Origin of the sequence: Brucella sp. NBRC 12950 (assembly GCF_030268145.1) — a bacterium.
Classification (GTDB): Bacteria; Pseudomonadota; Alphaproteobacteria; order Rhizobiales; family Rhizobiaceae; genus Brucella.
On the sequence record NZ_BSQC01000014.1, the window covers coordinates 144404 to 165896 of the forward strand.

Consider the following 21493-nt stretch of genomic DNA (forward strand, 5'->3'; position numbering starts at 1 on the left):
TTTCCGCGTCCAGCTGTTCCCCTCTGAAGGTTTAACCTTCTAAATTTAAAGGGCCTCGGTTTCCGATGGCCCTCTTTTTTTGACCTCCATCGCGGTGCAATTTGCTATTCATACATCCTTGGCCGTAAATGGGGTCGGAACAGCAATGGAGCAGAAAACCTACATAGGTAGCGGACGTTCTTACAGGTTCGTGCAAACGTATGGCTTCTTTGTCATCGGATCGGATGATCGAGCTTCTTCGATAAGCCAATTGGCAAAAAGTTGCACCGGCCCCTCACTCAAACGGATCGGCTCCGGCAAGACGATGCAGAAGGTCTTGGAGATCGACCGGCCGTCCGGCCAGGGCGCGACCAGGCGACCTTCCGCCAACTCGGTTTCAATATAGAGGCGCGGGACGAGCGCGACGCCGATACCGGCCAACGCAGCTTCGATTTGCATCGAGTGAAGATCGTAACGCGCGCCAACTGCTGGATTGGTGAGCGCGATCCCCGTTTCCTGTGCGTAGCGTTGCCAGGCATCCGGGTTTTGCCGTCGATGAAGGCGAGGCAATTCATCAAGGGATGCTAAGCCTTTGCTTCTGCTAACAAGAGCTGGGTGGCAGACTGGCACCAGCGTCTCACGCAACAGGCGCTGCGTTCTCATCCCAGTCCAAGCGGGGTGCTCGAAATGGATTGCGGCATCAAACCCGCTTCCCGCAAGCACAAAAGGCTCCAACCGTTCTGCAAGATGCACAGTGATGTTCGGGTGCATTTCGCGAAACCGTACCAATCGTGGAATAAGCCAGCGCGTTGCAAAGGTCGGGATGGTTGCGATGTCGAGGCTCGCGCCGTCGCGTGGCTGTCCTATCAGATATTGGCTGTCTCGTTCCAACCTGTCCAGCGTCTCACGAACCTGAAGCGCATAACGCTCTCCGTTCGGCAGTAACCGAACGCGATTGCCGACCCGCTGGAACAGTGTGACACCGAGGAATGTTTCTAGCCGGCCGATCTGGCGGCTGATCGCACCTTCGGTGAGGGCCAGTTCGTCAGCGGCACGAGCGAAGCTGCCATGACGAGCCGAAGCCTCAAACGCAATGAGTGCGGAATTGCTGGGAATCTTGCGGCGCATGAGGGCTCCCGACATGACGGTTCAGCATTCTGTCACCGCCACCTTGATATTAGATCACTGAAGCATGACCCATTGTCGATATAACAGCGATCCTGTTCGGATTATAGTGATGAAATATCAATGAATAACAAGACTGGAAGCAGCAGTTTTCCGGCAAAAGGCGATGCGATAATGATCTATACGGTGGAATGTAGCTTTGCCGATCCGGCCAGCGAAGAAGAATGGAACGACTTTTACAGCAAGGAGAAGCTGCCAGCCCTCATTTCGGTGAGCGGTTTCCAAACCTCGCAGCGTTTCAAAGCGCTAAGCGGTGGCTGTCCTGTCTATCTTGCCCTTCATTCGATTGAGGGCCTCGATATTTTGACGGGCGACGAATATCGCCGGAAGGGCGGTGGTAATTTCGCGCGCTGGCAGCGGCACATCACCGATTGGCACCGGAACCTCTATGGCGGCGTCGAGCGCGCGCCAGCCATTGGTGAGGGCGAATATCTGGCGATGAGCGCAGAAGGCCCCGAACCTTTGATCCGGCTGGGTCTCACTCCGTATGCGATGCGTGCAGTCGCTATGGAGAAGTTTCCGGAATACCGCTGGCTTGCCAAGGTGGAGCACAGCGTTGCGCCTGGCATCGAGCATCTGCCGCAAGGCGTTCATGCCTATGCCCCTATAACAGCGCAGTTGACGAATGACCGCAACGCCGCTTTGGCAAAGGCGGGCTAGCACCGATGCCCAATGTCACAATCTTCATTCCCGCAGACAGGATGCCGCCGGACGAAACCCTTGCAGACCTCACGGAGCAATGCACCGAACTTTGTACCGGCATTCTCCGAGCCGCATTGGAGAATGTGCATATCATCTATGTCCCTGTCCGGCACGGTCGAGGGCGCCCGGCCTTCGCAGAAATCCAATACCGACTTGGGCCATTTCGGACGTCCTTAGTCATGGCGCAGTTCATAAAACGGCTGGACGACGCCATACGACGTAACACTGATCTCACCGCGCGCATCCGCTGCTTTGGCTATGAAGCGTCGAGCATCCACGCGCGAAATTAGCCGGTGCCTGGAGAAGAACCATGTCTAGTCTTACATTACCCAACCAACAGGTTGGTGAAATAACGATCACCGCCGTGAGCGACGGCTATCTCCAGGCCAGTTTCGATTTGCTTGCGAATATTGATCCGGGCGATGCCTCCCGCATGCAGCGAAAAGCAGGGATAGCGGATCGCAACTCGATCCATATTAATTGCTATCTGGTGCGCGGAGGTGGCCGCACGGTTCTGATCGACGCGGGTGCTGGCGGCTTCAAGCAATGGGGCGGCCGATTGAAGGCCAATTTGCTGCTCGCGGGCATCCAGCCCTCAGAGATCGACGCGATCCTGTTGACGCATGCCCATCCCGATCATATCGGGGGTCTGATGGACGCGTCAGAAGGAGCCGTCTTTGCAAACGCGGAGCTTGTCGTCCACCATCGGGAAGTCGCCTTTTGGCAGGATGACGGGAATCTGAATCGTGCTCCGGAGCGCGTCCGTGGCAATTTTCTCGCGGCCCGTCAGGCATTCGACGGATATCGCGAGCGGCTGCGCACCTTCGATGCCGGTGAGGTGCTTCCCGGCATGACGGCGGTGCCGCTTCCGGGCCACACCGCCGGACACACTGGCTATCGTTTAGAATCTGGTTGTCAGAACTTGCTTGTCTGGGGAGATATTGTTCATTTTCCGGATATTCAGATTCCGCGCCCTGTCGTGTCAATTGCGTTCGACCAGGATGCACACCTCGCTGCTGAGACACGAACGAGGCTGCTGGACTTTGCCAGTTCGGAACATCTGCTGATTGCGGGAATGCACCTTGGCGAACTCGGTTTCGCGCGGATCGAACGAACCGGTAAAAACTACAGCGTTGCGTATGAGCAGCTTCATAAAGAATGATTTGAGTTCTGTTACAACAAACCCGGCTTTGCTGCGACGCAGCGAAGCCGGTCGCAAAAATCCCAAAATAGCCGCCAAATCATATAAATACTTTTGTACAAACCTATAGCCTATACATTCCCTGCCGCTCAGGGGTGAGTTCCAGAAGAAACCCAAGACGCACCCGTCCGCAACTTTGCTCATCAGGCAAAACTGTTATTCCTTTGGCGTGTTTTCATGATTGAGTGGCAAAGCCTAACCTTTATCCGGAAATTGCTTGCTTAATGACACCAATCAACCGATGCTCACAGCACGCACCTAGAGCCGGGTAAGCTCTGCCGCATGCTGAGGAGAAAGAAAAATGTCAAAACTACTGACTGAGGTCGGGGGAATATTAAACCGACTCGCCGAATCTTCACCAAGAGATATTCAGCTTGTTGCAGAGCGTTTTCACGACCATGCGATCGAAGATCGGATGACTGGATCAGATTTAAGAGCGCTTCTGGTCGAACTTGGATATGCCAGTGTGTCTGATTTTTGTGGCGCTGCCGGTATTCCGCTACATGTAGCCAAACGCTGGGAACGTTTTGGCGTTTCTTCCGAGATGCGTGCCGTCTTGCTGATGATGCAGGCCCAGCGGCAACGGTTTGAAAAGGCGACCCAGGAGTTTGAGGCAATTACCCATGTGGGACTCGTCGATTTTTTACGTAGTCGCAAAGTCTAGCCATATTCCTTCAGGCAATTGGCCGGACATGTGAGGTATGGCCGTTAGTCTTCAAGGAGGGCTGCGGCCGTCTGACTGTCAGTAATAAGCACGCTGGCGGGTACGATTTTAAGTGCGGCTTTCATTGCAGCGACCTTGGACTTCCCCCCCGCAGCAAGAACGACCCGTGCAATGGCTGCCACCGTGTCCAGCTCGATCGACATCACGCGCTGGTTGATCTCATGATCGACGAGCTGCCCATTTTCATCCACAAAGTAACACAGGATATTGGCTACCGCACCAGATGCGCGCAGTGGCTTGATGAGTTCGGACGGCACGATGCCATGTCGGAAGATTGTTGCGTCTTCAGACACTTCACCGACGGTTAGAAGGGCTATATCCGCTCGGGCAGCGCGCTGTTCGAGACTGCGAAGTTCAGTTTGTCGCCAGAGCAGGTCGCGAAGGCCATGTTCGTCTACGATCACTGGCGCAGTGATCTGATAACTGTCGACCTCGTACACTTCCGCGACCCTCGCTGCAACCACGGATGGATTGATCCATCTCGAATGCGGAAGGCTTCCGACGAGGGCTACGACGGATGCGTTGTTAAGTTTGCGGTGTTCAAGGAATTGGACGCTGGCATAAAGCGTTGCGCCGCCCCCGATGGCGAGCGTCATTCCGTCCTGCATTTCTTGGTCGAGATAAGAGGCGACAGCATTTCCGAGCGCTTTTTCCAAATTCTCGCCATTTTCTGGTGTGGGTACGACAATCGCTGAGGCCAGTCCCCACTTTTCTTCGAGCCGACGCTCAAGCTCGATTTGTTGCGCCGTCGCTGCATTGATACGCGTCACAACGATGCCTTCCGTTGTAGCAGCCGCAAGCGTACGCATGACCTTGACCCGACTGACGCCGAGCTTCTCAGCAATTTGCTCCTGCGTCATGCCCTCGACATAGTAGAGCCAGACTGTTTTTACTTTGAGATCGGAGGACCTCAGTGGCCAGTTCTTTTCTGCCATTTTCACTTCAGCTCCCCGGTTTCTTTCGCTCCAAACGATCTATAGCAAAAACTGGCCCCCTGTCGTCAACTGTTCAAATGTATTTGACAAAGAACAAATGAACATTAATATGGGTGGCGAGGACGTGAACAATGTCCCGTTAAAGGGAGGAACAGGAACGCCGTCTGACGGCCGTTTCTATGGGAGGATAAAATGAAGAAAATAACCTTGGGGATGAGTATCCTCACGGCCGGTTTTGCAGGTCTCATGTTGGCGGGGACGGCTTTCGCTGGAACGCTTACGCTTTATACGTCGCAACCTGACGCAGATGCAGCGCGGACTGTTGAGGAATTCCGAAAGCTAAATCCAGATGTAGATGTTCAGGTCTATCGTTCTGGAACAAGCGATATCATGAGCAAACTCGCCGCTGAATTCTCAGCTGGCGCGCCACAGGCAGATGTGCTCCTGATTGCCGACGCTGTTAGCATGGAAAGTTTGAAAGCCGATAAACGGTTGATGCAGTTTTCTGAAGCCAGCGTCGAAGGCTTCGAACCTGGTTCATTTGACCCAGAGAAGTATTATTTCGGCAGCAAGTTAATTACCACTGGGATCGCATATAATTCTGCCGCAACTGAGAAGCCGCAACATTGGGCGGATCTTGAGAAGCCCGAATACAAGGGCATGGTTGTCATGCCGAGCCCGCTATATTCAGGGGCCGCAGCATTCCTCTTAAGTGGGTTTGTTGCCAGTGATGGTCTCGGTTGGAAGTTTTTCGACGCCCTTAAGGCTAACGAAGTCGTCAGTGTGCGAGGTAATGGCGCGGTCCTCAAATCTATTGCCAGTGGCGAGAAGCCCTACGGAATTCTTGTTGACTTCATGGCACTCAACGCGAAAGCGAAAGGCTCTCCGGTAGAGTTTGTCTTTCCCGAAGAGGGTGTCCCTGCGGTAACCGAACCCGTTGCAATCATGTCATCAAGCAAAAATGCTGAGGATGCCAAGAAGTTCATCCGCTTCATCCTGTCTGATGCGGGCCAGGAACTTGCGCTTATACAGGGCTATCTCCCAGCCAAAGCCTCTGTTGGCAAACCGGCATGGTTGCCGGATGGACTGAATGTAAAAATTATGCCGATAGACACGCAGAAGGTCCTCAAGAATACGGACGCGGACAAATCGCGCTTCACAGAAATGTTTGGCGGCTAGGACCGAGAGACATATGCAGAAAATAGCTGAGACCAGCGGTCAGGGCCGGGACAAGGCTCTGATCGCAGTGACGATTATTGTCGTTTCTTTGCTTTCGCTTCTCCCGATGGGGCGACTACTTTTTGAGGTTGCAGTTCCCGCACAGGGTACAGCAATTGAAGCGATGGGACGAGTTTTCAACTCTCCAGCCACATGGACCGCGACCTGGAATTCGCTCTATGTCGGCATTTTCGGTACCCTTGTCGCTGTTGTCTTGGGAACATCTGTCGCTTTGCTTGTGAGCCTGACCGATATTCGCGGACGTGCGGTCTTCATATTTCTATATGTAACGCCGCTTTTGATTGCGCCGCAGGTGACGGCGCTTGCTTGGCTCCAGCTGTTTGGCCCGGCCAGTCCTTTTCTAAAAATGATCGGCATGGCTCCGCCACTTGGATCGCGTAATCCCCTTTATTCATCCACTGGTATTATTGCCCTTCTTGGTGTGCAATACGGACCGCTCGTGTTTCTCATCGTACGGGCGGGGCTGCGTAAGCTGCCACGTGAGCTTATTGAAGCGGCGTTGAGTAGTGGGGCAAAGAAGATGACCGTCCTTAGGACTGTCATCATTCCTTTGATGGTGCCGTCGATCATTGGAGCCACTGCACTCACATTTGTGTCTTGTGTCGGCAATTTTGGTATCCCCGCGTTTCTTGGCATTCCTGCAAATTATCTTGTGCTTCCCACATTGATCTACCAGCGGCTTAGCGGTGGTGGGCCTGCCGTTTTGAGCGATGTTGCAACCTTGTCGACCCTGATCGGCATTATTGCGATTGCTGGGATCGTTGCGCAGGAATATGTCTCGCGTTGGCGTGATTACCGCATTGCTTCGACATCGCTTCCAGCCAGCCCATTCGAGCTGGGAGGCTGGCGTATATGGATTGAAGTTGTGATGTTGTTGCTCGTCGTGGCTGTGCTCGGGTTGCCGATCTTTGGACTCGCTCTCACATCGCTGGTGAGCGCTTACGGTACACCGTTGACTTGGCAGACGGTAACGCTGTCGAACTATAAGTTCATACTCTTCGAACACGCGGCAACAAAGCGGGCATTTCTGAATAGCTTTGGCCTCTCTCTTGCGGCTTCGTTCTTTGCTGTGCTGATTGCTGTTCCGTTGGCCTACATCACGACGTGGCGTAAAAGGTGGTGGACCAGACTGTTCAATCTGACCGCGGAGCTGCCTTACGCTTTGCCAGGTGTGGTTATGGCAATTGCCTCGCTATTGCTGTTTTTGAAGCCGTTGCCGCTGTTTGGCTTTCACATCTACAATACGGTCTGGATCATTCTTTACGCCTATCTCGCCCGGTTTTTCGTCCTTGCTTTACGACCTACCGTGAGCGGACTTCATCAGATCGACCGGTCTTTGGAAGAAGCAGCGCAGGTGGCGGGTGCCAGTCTATTCATGCGCTTGCGAACAATCATCTTTCCTCTTGTCGCGCCTGCGACGTTGGCGGGTGGCGTTCTCATCTTTTTGACTGCGTTTAGTGAACTGACGGTCTCCGCTTTATTATGGGCGTCCGGTTCTGAAACGATTGGTGTCGTCATCTTTTCGTTCGAACAGGGGGGCGATTCCACATATGCCGCTGCCACGTCGATTGTAACGATATTGGTCACGATTTTTCTCATGCTGTCGACGAACCTATTCGCGCGGCGTCTGCCTGATGGAGTATTGCCATGGCGGGACTGAATATTAAGAATGTCACAAAGAACTTTGGAAACTTCGATGCGCTTTCCGATGTGACGCTTGAAATTAAGAATGGTGAATTCGTCGCTGTTCTGGGACCTTCGGGTTGCGGAAAAACCACGTTGTTGCGTGCGATTGCAGGATTTGAGAAAATCACCAGCGGCTCAATTCTTGTTGGCGATAAGGTCATGTCTGGAAATGACATGCATGTCGCGCCTGAAAACCGTCGGGTTGGCATTGTCTTTCAGAACTATGCACTTTGGCCACATATGACGGTGGCCGAAAATGTCGGTTACAGTCTTCGCGTCGCGCGAGTTGCAAAGCCTGAACTTGACCGCCGTGTAACAGAAGCGCTTGCCCTGGTTGATTTGACAGGTCTTGGTGACAGGCGGCCCGCTAATCTATCGGGTGGTCAGCGTCAACGCGTGGCGCTGGCACGATGTTTGGTTGCAGCACCTTCCTTGGTCTTGTTTGACGAACCGTTGGCAAATTTGGATGTGCATTTGCGCGCGTCGATGGAGGATGAGTTTGCGTCGTTCCACAAGCGGACAGGAACGACGATCGTCTATATCACCCATGATCAAGCTGAAGCCATGGCATTGGCCGACCGGATTGCAGTTATGGACAAAGGTAAGCTCATTCAGTTTGCGACCCCGCGTGAGCTTTATGAACGACCCCAGAATGAAATGGTTGCCTCGTTCATTGCCAATGGCATGGTGCTACCGGCTCAAGTTGTCAGTGCTGAAAGTGATGGCCACTGTGCGGTCGAAGTGTTTGGGCAAAAGGCGGTCATGCGCTGTGCTGCGGGGCAGACAACGAGTGAGAATGCGAAAATCTGTATACGGTCACAGAATATAGAGCTGCGCCAAGACAAAGGTATTGAACTCAAAGTGCGGCGACGGATCTACAGGGGAGGCGGTGCTCGTATTGAAGCATATCCGGTCAGTCATCCGGCAACGGAATTGACATTCGATCTTGCAGATGTTGCCGGCGCACAGGAAGGCGAAACGATCCATATCGGCATCAATTCGGGCTGGGTCATTCCACAAGGGGCGACGAGATAATGCTTATCGATCTCTATGGGGGGTTTGGAGAAAAGGGCCGAACCAGCGTTGGTATCAGCAGTGGTTCCCGTCTTCTCTTCGATGCGGGTATCAAGGTGGGCGCCAAAGGGCGGGGCTACTACCCTGCAATTGCTGAACACGACGTTGCGAGACTGGACGCCGTATTCATTTCCCACGCTCATGAAGACCATATAGGAGCTTTGAGCTGGCTTCGTGCGTCAGGTTTTCAAGGTACGTTCTACATGACGCGCGAAACATTCGATGACGCCGAAGGCATGCTTCGCCAATATGCCGATCCCTCTCATCAGCAGACGCATCCCCTCAAAGGAGCAGCCATCGAAATCTTCAAGCCAGGAGAAACCATCCAGATTGGTGGGAGTGAAGTTTCTTCGGGTCGGTCTGGACATGTTGCAGGTGGAGTCTGGTTTTCAATCACAACGGCGTCAAAGCGTGCTGTCTATTGTGCGGATGTTGTTCCAAACAGTGAAGTGTTTGTGATGGATCCGCTGCCTCAATGTGACATTGTGATTTTGGACGCTTCTTACGGCGGCGACCCGATCTCCGCCAAGGATCGCATTGGACAGATTGCAGACTTCATCAAGGATCACAGCGGTAAGCTGGTGATCCCGGTGCCGTTATCCGGAAAACCTTTGGAACTTATGGCGATCTTGCCTGGGCCTTTCGCAATCCATCAAGACATGCGTGCGTCGCTGATGGCGCAGATTGAAGTTCATGATGCAGTTTCAATTGAAACTGCGCGAAACTTACGTGCGAAACTTGCTGGCGCAGCCGACTGGCATGAAGGAACCCTTTTACCGGACTGTCCGTTGATGACATTCGACGGCATGGGCAGTGCGGGTCCATCCATAGAATCCTTGCGGCAAGCTGTGAGCGAAGGTGCGCCTGTACTTCTAACCGGTCACGTACCGGACAACACCCCGGCGCAGGCGATGCTCGAAAAAAAGCTTGCAACGTGGATCCGCCTTCCCACCCATCCAACCCTATCCGAAAACTTCGAGCTTTGGCGGGATGCCGGCAAGCCCCTTGCGCTTGGTCATTCCTGTACGCCCGACAAACTTGAAGAACTAAAGCCTTATCTAACGACCCTCGTTACCACTGCAATGTCGGGTTCGCAGCTATCGATCTGAATGGAGATGAAATGAGAATTCTTGTCGCAAATGATGACGGATTTGATGCACCAGGGCTTGCTCGGCTCATTAGTGTCGCTGAACACCTCAGTGACGATGTATGGGTTGTGGCACCTGACGGTAAGCGGACCGCCGCGGGAGCATCCATTACAATCGGGCGACCGCTTATGATGGTTGAGCGCGCAGAGCGCCGATACGCTTGCTCAGGCACGCCAGCAGATTGTATCGTTACTGCAATGAGCTGGCTCTTTGACGGACAGAAGACACCCGATCTTGTTCTGTCCGGCATCAATGATGGTCGCAATGTCGCTGAGGATCTTGCCTATTCTGGGACCTTGGGCATCGCGCGTGAGGCCACTTTTTGGGGTATTCCGGCGATCGGGTTTTCCCGCGTTAAACAGGCTTTGGAAAAAGAAAGCGACATCAAATGGCTTGCAGATTTCGTTCGCCGGATAATTGAGCAGCGTGAAGCGACTTTTCTGGAAGGGCATTGGTTGAGCGTAAATCTGCCTGAGGTGCTGCCGGCACAGATCGTACAGCCAAGTATCGGTCGTGATAAAATTGGGACGCGCGCAGAAGTGCTTTCGAACGCTGGACCGAACACCGAAATCATAATCCCACGCGGCCGAGCCCATGCGGCGCATGCCGGTGACGACAACGACCTGATCGACCGGGGGAATGTTTGCATTAACCGTTTGAACTGGTTCGGCGAGACAATGCTTGATCCCCAAAATCTGGCTGGCATCAAGCAAGATTGAGTGTTCGAACCCAGGCGAATTTTGAGCGAACAGTCTGAATGACAAGGGCTGTCGGAGCTGGTTTATGGAATCCACGATTATCATCATTAACTTGTGCGGTGCGGTTGCACTTTTACTGTTCGGTCTTGCGCAGGTTAAGGATGGTGTCCAGCGTGCTTTTGGGGCCAATCTGCGTGCAGGTCTTGCGAGAGGAACAAGCACCGGACCCCGCTCGTTTGTAGCGGGTTTTGTCGCAACCATCGGCCTTCAAAGTTCCACAGCGACTGCGCTCATGGTTGCATCGTTCGTGGAACGTGAATTTATTCAGCAAAATATGGCTCAGATTGTTCTTCTGGGAGCGAATGTCGGGACGGCTGTCACGGCTTGGATCGTCGCGACAGGTATAGAATGGCTATCGCCTCTCCTCATCCTCACTGGCATGATCATGTCGAAGAAGGGGACTGGCAACCGCCGCGGCATTGGAGCCATGCTCACAGGTATCGGATTGATGCTGCTTTCACTGCATCTGCTTAGTATCGCTACCGAACCCGTTCGCCACTCTCCGGCCGTGGCAAGTTTCGTCGCCATGCTAGACAATGCCTGGCCTGTCGCGCTTCTTTTCGCCGCCGCGATCGCATTTATTTCTTCGTCAAGTCTTGCAGCCGTTGTGCTCATCCTTTCTCTTGCTGCAACCGGTGTTTTGCCGCCCGCTCTGATCATTGTTCTTGTGCTCGGCGCTAACCTTGGTGGTGCCGTGCCGCCTGTTCTTGCTTCAATGGGAGCTGGGGCTTCTGCAAAACGGGTTACACTGGGAAATCTGATTGTTCGGGCCGCCGGGTGTTTGATAGCCCTTCCATTTGCTCAGTACGGGGCAGATCTTGCCGCAGCCGCGTCATTTTCTCCAGCAAAACTTCCGGTGGATGCGCATTTGGCGTTCAATATTGCGCTGGCGGTTTTGGCGTGGCCTTTGTCGAGCCTAGTGTCAAAGCTAATGGTGAGGCTTGTTCCAGAGCCACAACAGAATGAAACAGCCCCAAGCTTTCTTGATGTTCAGGAACTCTCCACTCCGGTTATCGCGCTGGCGAGCGCAACGCGCGAGGTTCTGAGTATAGGAGATTTGATTGAACGTATGCTGATGCGGCTATCATCGGCATTTCATAGCAATGATCCTTCGGCTGCTGCTGCAATTTCAGCGCTCGAACAGCGTGTTGATTTTCTACATCAGGAAGTGAAGGTCTATTTATCGCAGCTCGGCCGTCAGAAACTAAGCGAGGAAAATGACCGAAGGTCAGTTGAGATCATCGATTACGCGGTCAATCTTGAACATATTGGCGACATTATCGAGAAGAGTCTGGTGCCAGCTTTGGCCAAGAAGGCCGCACTTGGTCTTAAATTCTCAGAGGATGGTTTTGGCGAACTTTCGCGGCTTTTCGAGTTGACGATTGACAATCTTCGTGCGGCTCAGACCATTATTGCAACGAGGGATTTTGATCTCGCAAAGCGTCTGATGGAGATTAAGATTGAAGTGCGGCGGATGGAGAAGTTTTCTTCAGAACAGCATCTTGCGAGACTTCGTGATGGAAAAGTCGAAAGTCTTCGGTCAAGTTCTATCCATTTGGACATGTTGCGCGATTTAAAACGCATCAACGCGCATGTTGTATCGGTTGCGCACCCGATATTAGACGAGGCGGGACTGTTGAGCGACAGTCGGGTTGTTTCTGCCTGAAAGATGTTTTTATATCCATAAATGGTTTCGGGGCTCTGCTACTCGATCGTGTTCCTCGGTATGATCGCATTTGCTAGGATACCATTTAACTCAGGGGCGTTGCGTAGCGACCTAGAATTGAGCGCCTGACAGTTTGGTATGGGATGTTGAAGGTTTACTGATGATTGAGACGGAGCGGTTGATCTTAAGAAAGCCTGTAGCAGGTGACTTTGAACCTTTTTATGAAATGTTCAAAGAGCCTGTTGTGACCGCTCATATTGGTGGCGTCCTAACACGAACCGAGGCATGGGCCAGGTTTCTGCGAGACATTGGCCACTGGACATTGGAAGGCTTCGGTCAATTCATAATCATCGAGAAATCGACCTCTTCCTTTGTTGGGAAAATGGGATTTGCCAAGTTCGAAAGAGATTTAGGGCGATGCGCCAGCACATCAATCGAGTGTACATGGACATTAACGGCCGCGTTTCATGGCAGGGGATATGCAAGGGAGGCGGCGATCTCTGCGCACCGGTGGTTTGACGAACATCACATCAATCCAACGGCTTGCCTGATCGGAGAAGCGAACATTCCGTCCCTCAAACTAGCTGGTGCGCTTGGCTATGAAGAGATTGATCGTCTGCGGCGCCCTGCGGGCGAGGCGATCGTGCTAGAGAGAAAGATCAGGCAACGCTCTGCTACGGCTAAGTGAAATTTTTGCTCGATAAAATGATTTTCCAGCCATCTGGAGGAAAAATCCGTTTGGCGCGGAGTTCCATGTCTCAGAAGCCACGATGCGGCGCTGTTTGCGTAATTCATGAATGCTTTTGCCGCTAGCCATAATAACAGGAGCCACTCTTTTGGTGCCGGAGGCGGACTAGTGGCAGGATCGCATCTGACACGGCGATTATCGCCGTTTGAACTGACGGGGCGTTGAAGTTGGCTGTCCAGACAAGGCAGGATTAACTTGCCGGGCAATAATTGCGATCCCTTAAAGTGCAACTTAGCGGTATATTGCGCTTATGCGTTTAGAGGCGTGCGAGCACGCGTTCATATCCCAGAAAGACTTGAAATTGCCTATGTGCTGCCGAAAAAGACGAATGCCCTATATCCTCTTGTTATCATCAAAATTTACAGATTGAATGCCCACTGACTCCATCGACATTGCTCGCATTCTCAACCGATTAACATTGCATGGTGACCAATTGTGAAAATTCTTCTTTCGCCCCAACTTACAATCTGTGGGATCCACGAACTGGTGATGCACAGTGACAAAAGCGTTACGCATGTCCTTTCTATAATAGACCCAGAGCGACCGGACCTGACTGAGTTTTCCGACTTTGGCGCGCATGAGCGCACGACTTTGCGTTTTCATGATATAATTGCGGATATTGAGGGACAAATTTTACCCTCGCAGGAGCATACCGAAGCAATTCTGAATTTTGGTCACGCTTTCCAGTCTCGAAAGGATGGTGATACCGAAGCTCATATTCTAGTGCATTGCCATATGGGTGTGTCGCGATCGACAGCAGCAATGCTCACTCTCATGGCACAAGCTGCTTCTGATGAACCGGCGGAAGTTCTTTTCCAGCGCCTCGCTAAGGTCCGGCCGCAGGCATGGCCGAATTCGCGCATGGTTGCCTTTGCCGACGAGCAGCTGGGACGAGGGGGCGAACTCAGCCGCGAGCTCGGTTATCACTATGGACGTCAGCTCACCAGTCGGCGTGAGATAAAGGACTGGATGATATCCCTTGGTCGCGGTGCAGAGGTGGAAATGGCAAAATTCAACTAAAGGACACATCCGGGCTTTTTGCTCGAACTTCACGCTACTTACGTGTTGCGCAAGGCAGTTCGGAGGATATGACTTCCGTCCGTGGAGGCGGCTTACTTAAATTTTCAACGCCTCGTTGCACGCTTCTGTCAGAATTTGTGCACTGGATTTTAAGTTGAGAGTTGCGTTTCGATCAATGCTCTCGCGGCTTGTCCCGCAGTTTCGAGATAGGATGGGTCGCGGTGTAGCATCACAAGTGCAAAACCGCCATTCATGAGCAGAACAATTTGTCTGGCTAGCGCCTGGGGACAGCTCGACACATTCCCTGACGCATATTCCTCTGCAAGCCAGGCTTCGATTTTCTTCTTATGAAGCCTGGCGGCTTCGAGAGCTGGATGACCGGGCAAGTTAGCGAGTTCCGCGGCTGTGCGCAAAAACCCACATCCGCGCCAATTTCGGCTTCCTGTCGATTTAGCCAGATTGTTGAATAAGGCTTGTGTCTTCTCAGAAATATTGCCGTGCATATCGCGAAACCAGCGCTTGAAAAGCAATTGGTTCGGCAAATCTCTTCCATCGAGATATGCGGCGATCAAATCGTCTTTGCTTTCGAAATGATAGTAGAGGGTGCGCTTGGTGACGCCAGCCTTTTCAGCCACTGCATCAAGGCTGACGGCACGCACGCCATCCATAGAGAACAGCTTCGCAGCAGCGTTGATGATACGGTCCCGAGTCGGAGGTGTCGGCGCTTTCATGGAAACAATGTATACCGACCAGTGAATATACACAAGCCGCAAGTTGAGGCAGCTTATGCTCAGTAAGGCTTCAAAAAAAGGAACTGAAATGAGCAGCACAATATTAGTCGATCGCGATGGTCCAATCACAACGCTCACGCTTAATCGTCCCGAAAAGCTGAACGCGTTGAACTATGAACTGATCGATCGCCTCCTTGCACTACTTGACGAAATTGAAGTCGACGACGGCGTTCGCGTTGTTATTTTGACGGGTGCCGGTGAGCGAGCTTTCTCCGCAGGCGGTGACATTCATCAATTCTCAAAGAGTGTGGCAGAGGGGCCGGATGCTGCCCTGCAGGCTTTCGTTCATCGAGGTCAACGGCTGACTGCAAGGCTTGAGGCCTTTCGAAAGCCAATAGTTGCTGCCGTCAACGGTCTTGCTTATGGTGGTGGCTGCGAAATCACTGAGGCTGTGCCACTGGCCATCGCCAGCGAAAGAGCCACTTTCGCGAAGCCTGAGATTAATCTAGGAATGCCACCCACCTTTGGCGGTACGCAGCGTTTGCCGCGTTTGGCAGGGCGAAAACGTGCGCTTGAACTTTTACTGACTGGCGACACGTTTTCCAGTCAACGCGCCATGGAATTGGGCTTGGTCAACCAGGTTGTCGAGCATTGCGACCTGTTACCTGCTGCACATCGATTGGCAGGACGAATTATCCGTCATTCTTCGTTGGCCGTCGCAAGTATTCTCTCCGCTGTCACACGTGGCATCAACCAAAGCATAAGTGAAGGCCTTTTGATTGAAGCAGAGCAGTTCGCTCGGATGGTTCCCACGGAGGATCTTCGCGAAGGGCTGGAAGCATGGATTGACCGTCGCACGCCATGCTACTTGGGGCGATGGCCCCGACCATAGCGACTGTGGTGTCGGCGAAAGAAGGAAGAATATCGAGCGGGTCGCACATGACCCGCCCTTTTTTCGTATTCTCTCTCAGTGCAACCGAAGGTCTTTAGTTAGCGCGAGCAGAAGCTTTTTTGAGAAGAAAGGTGGATATCTTTTCGGAAAACATACGGCGCTTACCGCCAATCAGAATGCATTATGGACTCTCATGGTCCTGCTGCGCAGCTGGCATAACTTGATCAACAAGCGCTTCCGCACATGCTAACCGTCGCCATCTTCCATGGGGCTGTTTATTGAAGCCCCGCTCAATATGCCGCATTCGAGGAGGGCGCGCGTCCTTCACCCCGACTACAGCACAACCCATGCAGCGATGATTTGCAGGAGAAGGGCCTACACCATCTGCGCGTCTCCCGAGATGCCCGTTATCTAGTTTCAAAAACAGAATGTGAGCGGTGACGTAGTCGATCAGGACGAGGTTGCATTTTCGACGTCAGATCGTCGGCATCGGCAAAGATTTGTCGTAGAAACTTGTAGCGGTGAGGGAGAAAAGCGCGACAGGAACTGGCGGCGAACCACTTTTGGTTTGGAGGCGCAAACTACCTGGTGCCCTCAGGTTAGAGCGTTCTTTTCTAAGTCAGTCTTCATTTCGCACTGAAACCACTCACAAATTTCGTGTGTGAGTGAGGGAAAAGGCCTCGATTTGGGGACGATCAAGCGATGGATTCGTCCGGTCGAGCGTTGTTTCTTCGATGCTCTAACCAGGGTCTTTTCATTCAAAGCACTGGCGATCACACTAATCCATCCCAATGCTATTCCCTTGCCTTGCGTCGCAGCTTGTAAGATCACCGCATAATCTGAAAATTCGTTCCAGATGCCTGCATTCGCCGCTGTGTGAGCATCCAAGAATGGCTGCCATTGGGTGCGGTGGTGATCAGTCAAATGTAAAAATAGGTGACGTGAAACATCTTCATCATCAATACTTCCGTGACTTGCAAGATACTGGGGACTGCAAACTGGCATGATGATCTCAGGTGCAAAATCCCATATGTCATATCGAGGGTCGTTGTCTTCAACAATTCTCGTGGCAATATCCACGTCGCCCGTCACTTCACGCATGACCCCTGAGATGAGTTCAAAACGCAAGTCTACGTTTGGAAAGGCTGCATTGAAATCGCCAAGTCTGGGGATGAGCCAATGGGTAGCAAAAGAGCTCGACATGGACATTGTGATCGAACGCTTGCCTGCCTTTTCACGAACATCTCTTATTACTTTGCTGACGGCAGTCATGCTCTCTCTGACTGAAACGACCAACTGCTCACCTTCGAGCGTGACGATCAGCCCTTTTGAGTGACGGTCAAACAAACGGAAGCCTAACTCGTTCTCCAACTGTGAAATACATCGGCTGATCGAGGGTTGGGTCACGTTGAATTCAGCCGCCGCACCCGTGAAACTTCCATGACGTGCAGCGGCTTCAAAAACCAGAAGGGACCGCGGTGAAGGAATGAGGCGTGAAAGTTGTTCTGTCATACGCTCAGCGTATAGCACCATACGTTTTTTGAACCTACAAATAATTCTGTTTCTGCAGGCTAATAGCGGAAGGCAAGCTCCACTGGAGGTATTTACCCAACAGCAGGTCAAAACGGTTGCGAAACCGTCGAGATCCCACCGGAGTTGCTAGTAACCTGTAATGGAGCAGCTTCGTGAGTGTGATATCGATTGCTAAACCTGGAAATGAGAAAACAGTGAGCGGTGATCCGCTTTTGCAACCATTTCAGCTGAAGCACTTGCTGTTGAAGAACCGGATAATCAGCACCTCTCATGCTTCCATGCTCGATGATGGTGGTATGCCGCTTGAGCGCTACCAGCTTTATCATGAAGAGAAGGCTAAGGGCGGCCTGGCAATGACAATGATCGGTGGCTCCGCCATGTCGTCACGGGATTCAAGCTGGGGCGGTGGACAACTCAATTTGAGCTCCGACGCCATTGTTCCACATCTGACTGCCATGGCAGAGCGTATTCATAAGCACGACTGCGCGATCATCTCGCAAGTTTCCCATCTCGGCAGGCGCGCAACCGCCTTTTCAAGTTCGTGGCTGCCGGTGGTTGCTCCATCACGCGTGCGCGAGACGCGCAACCGAAATTTTCCGCGTGAAATGGATCGTTATGACATTGCGCGGATCGTAACCGACTATGCGAAGGCAGCGCGCCGTTGCTTGGAGGCTGGACTTGACGGGATTGAAACCGTCACTGGTGGACATTTGATCGGGCAATTTCTTTCTCCTCTGACCAACAGACGCACGGATGAATTTGGAGGCAATTTGCGCAATCGAGCGCGATTTGGCCTTATGGTGCATGAAGCCATCCGCAAGGAAGTCGGGGATCAGTTCATCGTCGGGATCAGGTTGGTCATTGACGAGGGTGGAGACGGTGGTTTGAGTGCGGAAGAATGTGCCGAGATTGCCGAGATTTTCCAATCTGAAGGGACAATCGACTACTTCAATAGCATATATGGGCGTATGGATTCCGATCTACTCCTTTCGGAACATAATATGCCGGGGCTCTTTCAAAAAAGTGCGCCGTTTCTCAAAGAGGTTGAAGCTTTTCGTCGGACAGTCAAGCTTCCACTTATCCACGCAGCTGGTGTGCGGGATGTAGCGACAGCTCGACATGCAATTCGTGAAAACATTGTCGATCTTATTGGAATGACGCGGGCGCATATCGCCGATCCACAGATCGTCAATAAAATTATGCGAGGAGATGAGGAGCGTATCCGCCCTTGTGTCGGCGCATCCTATTGTCTCTATAAAAAAGTGCATTGCGTTCATAATCCATCGAGCGGCCGCGAGACCGTGTTGCCACATCAACTGACAAAAGCAGAAAACTGCCGGAAAGTCGTTGTGGTTGGTGGTGGGCCTGCCGGTCTGGAAGCCGCTCGTGTGAGTGCGGAACGTGGGCATCATGTTGTTCTTTTTGAAGCAGCAGCTGAGTTGGGCGGTCAAATACGCATTGCCGCTACCCCGAAGCAACGCCGCGATCTCCAGGGAATCGTCGATTGGCGCGTGCAGGAAATTGAACGGCTGGGTGTCGATGTCCGTTTGAACGCATATGTTGACGAAACTGATGTTCTTAGTGAACAGCCCGATGTGGTCATTGTGGCAACCGGCGGGCTTCCGGATCTGGAATTTATTGAGGGTGGCGAACTGTGCACCAGTGTTTGGGATATTCTCACCAATGCTGTGCCCGCTCATGAAGATATCCTGATCTTCGACGGAACGGGCCGCCAGAGCGCAGCGTCTTGCGCTTTGGAACTCACGACAAGAGGCAAGAAAATTCACTACTCGATGCTGGACGAAATGTTGGCTTTTGAAATGTCTTACACCGACAAATCTGGCTTCCGAAAAAAATTCGCCGAATTAAACATTCCAAGAACCGTTGATGTCCGTCTTATCAAGGTCGAGAGGACAGACAATGGGTTGCAGGCGTATTTCCAGAATGAGCTGACGGGTGAGATCACGACACGAGTGGCGAGCCAAGTCGTTGTCGATAACGGCACAATCCCACTCGCCGATATCTTTTTTGCCTTAAGAGAGAATGCAGCCAATCTTGGTGAAACACATTTCGAACTGCCTGAAGCCACAGATCTGGCCGCTGCACGGAGTGGCTTTGAAATTCATCGCATCGGCGACGCTATCGCCAGTCGAGACATTTACTCGGCCATTCAGGATGCGTTCCGCCTTTGCAGCATAATCTGATAACAAAACCAAAGAGGGTGAACTGGAAATGTCCAAAATCAACATCTGTTACAAAAACCTCAGTGAAACAGAAAAGTTAACACTTGATCAGAACCTCCGCTCGGGCGCATCGCGTCGCGATGTGCTTAAGATGCTGCTAGCGGCGGGTATGACGGTGAGCGGCGCGGGCGCAATCGCGACCCAAGCGACGGAAGCATTTGCGCAGACTGCAAAGAAAGGTGGCAAAATACGCGTTGCGACTTATGCCAGCAGCACCGCAGATACACTTGATCCGGCACGCGCGATATTCAATATCGACTATATTCGCGTCAACAGCATCTATAATGGTCTCACTCGGCTTGATGATACGCTCACGCCACAAATGGAACTGGCAGAGGCGTTCGAGACAGACGATGCCAAGCGCTGGATCATCAAGTTGCGCAAGAATGTCGTTTTCCACGATGGTTCCCCGTTCGGTGCCGACGATGTCGTCTTCACGCTTTTGCGTCATAAGGACCCGGCAACCGGATCCAGCGCTAAAGCGATTGCCTCTCAAATCGATACGGTCAAAAAGACCGGTGATCATGAGGTTACGATCGAATTGACCGGTGCAAATGCCGATCTTCCGGCTCTGATGGGAACGCCGGCGTTCCTAATCGTAAAAAATGGCACCAGTAACTTCAATCAGGGTGTTGGAACTGGCGCATTTAAAATCACGGAATTCAGCCCTGGCACTCGATCACGCATGAAAGCAAATGAAAACTATTGGAAGCAAGGGGGCGGACCTTATCTCGATGAGATTGAGATCTTTGCTATCCAAGAGGAGACAGCGCGGCTCAATGCATTACTAGCGGGTGACGTCGACATTATTGCAAACGTTAATCCCCGGGCGGCTACCCAAATCACTGATGCGGGTCACCAGTTGCTGCGCACCGTTGCCGGCCAATATACCAATCTGATTATTCGTCTCGATCAGGATCCGGGCAACAACGGAAAATTTGTCCAGGCAATCAAACATCTGATCAACCGAGACCTCGTGAGCAAGGCGGTTTTTCGAGGTTTTGCGCAACTGGGGAACGACCAGCCGATCCCGCCGTCGAGCCGCTTTTACCGCCAAGACCTCGCACCAACGCCATACGATCCAGAGAAAGCCAAGTCGTTGCTCGCAGAGGCGGGTCTCATCGGCAAGACAATTCCAATTGTTGCTTCAAGTGCTGCACAGCAATCTGTCGAGATCGCAATGGTCTTGCAGCAGGCAGCGTCAGAGATTGGTCTAAATTTCGACGTCCAGCGCGTTCCGGCTGATGGTTACTGGTCGAACTATTGGCTCAAAGCGCCAATATGTTTCGGCAATATCAATCCGCGTCCAACGCCTGATGCGATGTTCTCTCAATTCTACAAATCCGACGCAAGCTGGAATGAGAGTAAATTTCAGAACGAGAAATTCGATGCGCTGCTCTCCGAAGCCCGTGGTCTTACCGACGACGCAAAGCGGATGGAGATTTACAGCGAACTACAGGGGATCGTGAGTGCCGATGCTGGCACAATCATTCCAACGTTTTATGATGGACTTGATGCTTATAGTGGAAAGGTCAAAGGTATCCGCCCATTGCCGAGCGGAAATCTGATGGGCAATTCCTTTGCCGAATATGTGTGGCTGGAAGCCTGACCTTTGGTCATGTAATCCTGCTTTTGTGGTTTGGGCAGAACATTTGTTTTGCCCAAACTGGCTGTTTCACCCGAGAATGGGGCCGCGCATGACCATAAAGTCACCATTGTTGAACCTTGTTGCCAAGCGCCTTGTTGTTGCGGTCGTTACGCTTTTGATTGTTGCGTTTACGATCTTCTTTGCAACCGCGATGCTGCCTGGAGATGTGGCAGAGATCCTGCTTGGGCAGGCAGCAACCCCTGAAGCGGTTGCCGGACTTCGTCAGGCGATGAACCTCGACCAGCCGGCTTTTGTGCGCTTTTTGTATTGGCTTGGAAACTTGCTTCGCGGTGATCTTGGTGTCTCTTATGTCAATAATGTCCCGATTGCAGATTTGCTGGGTAACCGGCTGGTGAATTCGCTGAAGCTTGCCGGTGTGAC

General features: G+C 52.4%; 19 protein-coding genes and 1 pseudogene. 16 read left to right on the forward strand and 4 right to left on the reverse strand.

The features are described from left to right. Positions 1–180 precede the first annotated feature (180 nt). Positions 181–1107 (reverse strand): LysR substrate-binding domain-containing protein, encoded by a 927-nt coding sequence (locus QSJ70_RS21760; RefSeq protein ID WP_285539534.1) that lies wholly within the window; start codon positions 1105–1107, stop codon positions 181–183. 120 nt (positions 1108–1227) lie between these two features. On the opposite strand from QSJ70_RS21760, the gene QSJ70_RS21765 reads away from it, so the two are divergent. The 4 genes from QSJ70_RS21765 (at position 1228) to QSJ70_RS21780 (ending at position 3731) form a co-directional block, all read left to right on the forward strand. After that, a complete protein-coding gene (locus QSJ70_RS21765) occupies positions 1228–1824 on the forward strand; it encodes a sugar ABC transporter (protein WP_285539536.1) in 597 nt (198 codons plus the stop codon). Between the two features lie 5 nt (positions 1825–1829). Further along, positions 1830–2156, forward strand: a complete 327-nt coding sequence (locus QSJ70_RS21770) for a hypothetical protein (RefSeq protein WP_285539538.1) — start codon at positions 1830–1832, stop codon at positions 2154–2156. A gap of 20 nt (positions 2157–2176) precedes the next feature. Then, entirely contained in the window at positions 2177–3028 is an 852-nt protein-coding gene (locus QSJ70_RS21775) for an MBL fold metallo-hydrolase (RefSeq protein ID WP_285539539.1), read from the forward strand. Positions 3029–3368: 340 nt separating this feature from the next. Beyond that, positions 3369–3731 carry a hypothetical protein gene (locus QSJ70_RS21780; RefSeq protein WP_285539541.1) on the forward strand — a complete coding sequence of 121 codons (363 nt, stop codon included), beginning with the start codon at positions 3369–3371 and terminating at the stop codon, positions 3729–3731. 44 nt (positions 3732–3775) lie between these two features. Here QSJ70_RS21780 and QSJ70_RS21785 read toward each other — a convergent pair whose 3' ends face one another. Then, on the reverse strand, positions 3776–4726 hold the full coding sequence (locus QSJ70_RS21785) for a sugar-binding transcriptional regulator (protein ID WP_285539543.1): 951 nt from the start codon (positions 4724–4726) through the stop codon (positions 3776–3778). Between the two features lie 192 nt (positions 4727–4918). Between QSJ70_RS21785 and QSJ70_RS21790 the strand changes: the two genes are divergently transcribed. From QSJ70_RS21790 to QSJ70_RS21825, 8 genes are all read left to right on the forward strand, one after another. Continuing rightward, complete coding sequence (locus QSJ70_RS21790; protein WP_502871706.1) at positions 4919–5905, forward strand: ABC transporter substrate-binding protein; 987 nt, start codon at positions 4919–4921, stop codon at positions 5903–5905. A gap of 13 nt (positions 5906–5918) precedes the next feature. Beyond that, entirely contained in the window at positions 5919–7625 is a 1707-nt protein-coding gene (locus QSJ70_RS21795; RefSeq protein WP_215779279.1) for an ABC transporter permease, read from the forward strand. After that, the gene (locus QSJ70_RS21800; RefSeq protein ID WP_285539546.1) at positions 7613–8686 is read left to right on the forward strand and encodes an ABC transporter ATP-binding protein; all 1074 of its coding nucleotides are present in this window, start codon (positions 7613–7615) and stop codon (positions 8684–8686) included. The genes QSJ70_RS21795 and QSJ70_RS21800 overlap by 13 nt, the downstream gene beginning before the upstream one ends. Beyond that, positions 8686–9834, forward strand: coding sequence for an MBL fold metallo-hydrolase (locus tag QSJ70_RS21805; protein WP_285539548.1), 1149 nt, complete (start codon positions 8686–8688; stop codon positions 9832–9834). Before QSJ70_RS21800 ends, QSJ70_RS21805 begins: the two co-directional genes overlap by 1 nt. An 11-nt stretch (positions 9835–9845) precedes the next feature. Then, positions 9846–10592 (forward strand): 5'/3'-nucleotidase SurE, encoded by a 747-nt coding sequence (gene surE, locus QSJ70_RS21810; protein WP_285539552.1) that lies wholly within the window; start codon positions 9846–9848, stop codon positions 10590–10592. 64 nt (positions 10593–10656) lie between these two features. After that, the gene (locus tag QSJ70_RS21815; RefSeq protein WP_285539555.1) at positions 10657–12297 is read left to right on the forward strand and encodes a Na/Pi cotransporter family protein; all 1641 of its coding nucleotides are present in this window, start codon (positions 10657–10659) and stop codon (positions 12295–12297) included. Between the two features lie 160 nt (positions 12298–12457). Beyond that, positions 12458–12985, forward strand: a complete 528-nt coding sequence (locus QSJ70_RS21820) for a GNAT family N-acetyltransferase (protein WP_215779271.1) — start codon at positions 12458–12460, stop codon at positions 12983–12985. 495 nt (positions 12986–13480) lie between these two features. Then, positions 13481–14065 carry a tyrosine phosphatase family protein gene (locus tag QSJ70_RS21825; protein ID WP_215779268.1) on the forward strand — a complete coding sequence of 195 codons (585 nt, stop codon included), beginning with the start codon at positions 13481–13483 and terminating at the stop codon, positions 14063–14065. A 149-nt stretch (positions 14066–14214) separates the two neighbouring features. Here QSJ70_RS21825 and QSJ70_RS21830 read toward each other — a convergent pair whose 3' ends face one another. Then, positions 14215–14796, reverse strand: coding sequence for a TetR/AcrR family transcriptional regulator (locus QSJ70_RS21830; RefSeq protein WP_285539559.1), 582 nt, complete (start codon positions 14794–14796; stop codon positions 14215–14217). Positions 14797–14884: 88 nt separating this feature from the next. On the opposite strand from QSJ70_RS21830, the gene QSJ70_RS21835 reads away from it, so the two are divergent. Beyond that, entirely contained in the window at positions 14885–15688 is an 804-nt protein-coding gene (locus tag QSJ70_RS21835; protein ID WP_285539560.1) for a crotonase/enoyl-CoA hydratase family protein, read from the forward strand. Positions 15689–16282: 594 nt separating this feature from the next. On the opposite strand, the gene QSJ70_RS21840 is transcribed toward QSJ70_RS21835, so the two are convergent. Continuing rightward, on the reverse strand, positions 16283–17200 hold the full coding sequence (locus QSJ70_RS21840) for a LysR substrate-binding domain-containing protein (RefSeq protein ID WP_215779263.1): 918 nt from the start codon (positions 17198–17200) through the stop codon (positions 16283–16285). 173 nt (positions 17201–17373) lie between these two features. Between QSJ70_RS21840 and QSJ70_RS21845 the strand changes: the two genes are divergently transcribed. The 3 genes and pseudogenes from QSJ70_RS21845 to QSJ70_RS21855 form a co-directional block, all read left to right on the forward strand. Next, complete coding sequence (locus tag QSJ70_RS21845; RefSeq protein WP_285539562.1) at positions 17374–19425, forward strand: oxidoreductase; 2052 nt, start codon at positions 17374–17376, stop codon at positions 19423–19425. Between the two features lie 28 nt (positions 19426–19453). Further along, complete coding sequence (locus QSJ70_RS21850) at positions 19454–21073, forward strand: ABC transporter substrate-binding protein (RefSeq protein ID WP_285539564.1); 1620 nt, start codon at positions 19454–19456, stop codon at positions 21071–21073. Between the two features lie 94 nt (positions 21074–21167). Then, positions 21168–21493, forward strand: a pseudogene (locus QSJ70_RS21855) (ABC transporter permease); the annotation flags it as partial.